The 3204-nt window shown below is 67.1% G+C and carries 3 protein-coding genes and 1 pseudogene; all 4 read left to right on the forward strand.

What is annotated here, in order from left to right:
• Nucleotides 1-209, forward strand: a pseudogene (locus ABSG20_RS33345) (ABC transporter substrate-binding protein); the annotation flags it as partial.
• Between the two features lie 38 nt (nt 210-247).
• Nucleotides 248-1258, forward strand: a complete 1011-nt coding sequence (locus tag ABSG20_RS33350; protein ID WP_423868698.1) for an ABC transporter permease — start codon at nt 248-250, stop codon at nt 1256-1258.
• Nucleotides 1255-2103 (forward strand): ABC transporter permease, encoded by an 849-nt coding sequence (locus ABSG20_RS33355; RefSeq protein ID WP_423868699.1) that lies wholly within the window; start codon nt 1255-1257, stop codon nt 2101-2103. Before ABSG20_RS33350 ends, ABSG20_RS33355 begins: the two co-directional genes overlap by 4 nt.
• Nucleotides 2082-3204, forward strand: a 1123-nt coding sequence (locus tag ABSG20_RS33360) for an ATP-binding cassette domain-containing protein (protein WP_423868700.1), incomplete at its 3' end; no start/stop codon positions are given. The genes ABSG20_RS33355 and ABSG20_RS33360, both read left to right, overlap by 22 nt.

Raw genomic sequence — 3204 nt, forward strand, 5'->3', positions numbered from 1 at the left:
AACTGCGCGACAAGATCGCCAGCGCCGGCTCTGCCGAAATCCGCGACCCGCTCCTCGACGAGCTGCAGAAATACGTCCTCGATCAGGGCTACTTCATCCCGCGCACGCAGATCGTGCAGCGGATCTACGTGCAGTCCCCGAAGCTCAAGGGAGAAGTCTACAACGGCATCGCCTACGCCAGCTACTACACCGCCACGAAAAGCCAGTAACCCGCCGCGCAACCGAGCCACGCGAGGAGCTGACCGGCATGAGCAACGCCTACCTCCCCTACGCCGCAAAGCGCCTCGTCCAGGCCGTGGTCGTCATCCTGCTGGCCTACGTGTTCACGTTCGTTGTCGTCAGCATCCTGCCGGGAGACCCCATCACCAGCGTCCTGCGCAACCCCGAAAACGGATTCACCGAAGACGATATCAAGCAGATCATCGCCGCCCAGAGCCTGGACCGGCCGGTCCTGGTCCAGCTATCGATATCCTTGTATCACTTCGTGACCGGCGATCTCGGCCTGTCGATGCGGTCCAGCCGGCCCGTCTCAACCCTGATCGCCGAGGTTCTTCCCTCGACGCTGGTGCTCGCGTCCTCGGCTCTCATTGTCGCAGCGTTTCTGGCAGTGGTGATCGGCTATGGCACCCAGTTCCTTCCCAAACGGTTCGGCCAGGGCTTGCTGCGGGGCTTGCCCTCGTTGTTCTTGTCGGTGCCCAACTTCGTGATCGGCCTGGTGCTGATCCACGTCTTCGGCTTCCAGTTCGGACTGTTCCGCGTGATCGCGCCTGACAGCCTGTGGGCGACCGTCTTCGCCGCGATTGCGCTCGGCATCCCCGTCTCCGCACAGATCGCCGAGGTGCTGATCGCAAACCTCGACCACGAGTCCGCGCAGGAGTACGCCGCCGTCGCGCGCGGCCGTGGTCTCGGGCCGGTGCGCCTCTTCGCCAGGCACCTGCTCAAGCCGTCCTCGCTTCCGGTCGTTACCGTCATCGCGGTGGCCATCGGCCAGCTGCTCGGCGGCTCGGTGATCACCGAAACAGTGTTCGGACGCACCGGCATCGGCAGTCTGGTGCAGCGATCGGTGAGCACGCATGACCTGCCGGTCCTGCAGGCGATCGTCTCGCTGGCGGCGCTGGTCTTCGTGCTTGTGAACCTGATCGCCGACCTCGCCTATCCCCTGCTCGATCCGCGCATTAAGCTCATCGGCGGTCAAAACTACCACTCGACCGTCGCCGACGAGGACTCCGTCGGCGCTTCGCCGGCGGTGACGTCATGACCCTGGCCTCCGCCTCCTCCGCCTCGCGCGTCTCAACGATCCGCCGGCTGACAGCCGTCCGGGTGCCACCGACCGTCGCGCTCTCGTTCGCGATCATTGCGCTTGTGATCGCCTGGTCGCTCGCACCTCACCTGTTCACGAGCCAGAACCCGGTCAACGGCGTTCCCGCTGACAAGCTGCTCGGGCCCAGCACCGCACACTGGTTCGGCACCGACCACCTGGGTCGCGACCTCTACACCCGTGTCGTCTACGGTGCGGCCTCTTCGGTGACGAGCGCGCTCATCGCCGTCGTGATCGCTGGTGTCGTCGGCGGCCTCATCGGCCTCCTTGCCGGCTTTCTCGGCGGCTGGGTAGACATCGTGCTCGCCCGCCTGGTCGACGTCCTGCTGGCGATCCCGAACTTCCTGCTGGCCGTCATCGTGGTCACCGCGATCGGTTTCGACACCACCAACGCCGCCATCGCCACCGGCGTCTCGGCGGTCGCCGTCTTCGCCCGGGTAATGCGCGCGGAGGTCATCACGACGCGGCAGGCGATTTTCGTTGAAGCGTCGTTCCTGCTGGGCGGCTCGCGCTGGCACATCCTGTTGCGGCACGTGCTGCCGAACGCGTCGCGCTCGGTGCTGCCGCTCGCAGTGCTGCAGTTCGGCCTGTCGATCCTGGTGATTGCCAGCCTGGCCTTCCTGGGATACGGCGACCCGCCGCCCGCCTCCGACTGGGGCCTCTTGATCTCAATCGGCAAGGACTATCTCAGATGGCCGTGGCTGGTCTACGCACCCGCTTTCGTCACCATCGCCACCGTCCTCTCTTTGAACAGGATCAGCCGATGGCTCCGCAGGACGGATTGACCGCCACGCTCACCCGCGCCGGGACCACCGCGCCGACGCCGCGGCAGTCGCCGCCCCTGCTCCGGGTCGACGGCCTGTCGGTCTGCTACGGCCCGAACCAGGTCGTCACCGATGTCGGGTTCGAACTGGGCCGCGGCGAGAGCCTCGCCCTGATCGGGGAATCCGGTTCGGGCAAGTCGACCATCGCCCGCGCGGTGCTGCGGCTACTGCCCAGCGGTGGGCGCGCCACAGGCCGGGTTGAGTTCGACGGCCAGGAAGTGCTGGGGCTCTCCGAGCGTCGCTTCCGGCCGCTGCGGGGACGGGCCATCGGGTTCGTGCCTCAGGACCCCGGCAACGCGCTCAATCCAGTGCGGACGATCGGCGCCCAGGCGAAGGAGGCGGCCGCGCTCCTCGATGCTTCCGACCAGGCGGTCCGCAAGCAGCTCATCCTGGAGACGTTCGCCCAGGTCGGACTCGACAGCCCCCAGCGTATCTACGATTCCTACCCGCACCAGCTGTCCGGCGGCATGCTGCAGCGGGTGCTGATCGGCCTGGCGGTCCTGCCACGGCCGCTGCTGCTGGTGGCGGACGAGCCGACCTCCGCGCTCGACGTGACGATCCAGAAACGGATCCTCGACCTGCTGTCGCGGTTGCAGCACGAGCTCGATATCAGCCTCCTGCTCATCACCCACGACCTGGCGATTGCCGCCGAGCGGGCGAACGCGCTGGTGGTGCTCAAGGACGGCGTCATCCAGGAGGCCGGCAGGACCGCTTCTGTCTTCTCCTCGCCGGCGTCGGCCTATGCGAAGAAGCTGCGCGCTGACGTTCCCGCCCTCAACCCCGACCGCTACGCCGCGCTGCGCGACCCCGGCTTCTCTCGCCTCAAGACCTATGCCGGCGGGCGACCTAAGATCGAGGTCAGCGCCGTCACCAAGACCTTCACCGTCGACGGCAAGGTGCAGACGGCGGTCGACGACGTGTCATTCACTGTCCCGGCTGGCACCACGCACGCGCTGGTCGGCGAGTCCGGCTCGGGCAAGACCACGACGATCCGGCTGCTGCTCGGGCTCGAGCAACCCGACAGCGGGAACATCCGGGTCGGCGGCGAGCAGCTCGCCGGTC

This window comes from Bradyrhizobium sp. (genome assembly GCF_049512235.1).
In the GTDB taxonomy this organism is placed as follows: domain Bacteria; phylum Pseudomonadota; class Alphaproteobacteria; order Rhizobiales; family Xanthobacteraceae; genus Bradyrhizobium.

Excerpts from the sequence above, each read along its gene's own strand:
- ABSG20_RS33350 (WP_423868698.1), top strand. The coding sequence starts at position 248 with ATGAGCAACGCCTACCTCCCCTACGCCGCAAAGCGCCTCGTCCAGGCC.
- ABSG20_RS33355 (WP_423868699.1), top strand. The coding sequence starts at position 1,255 with ATGACCCTGGCCTCCGCCTCCTCCGCCTCGCGCGTCTCAACGATCCGC.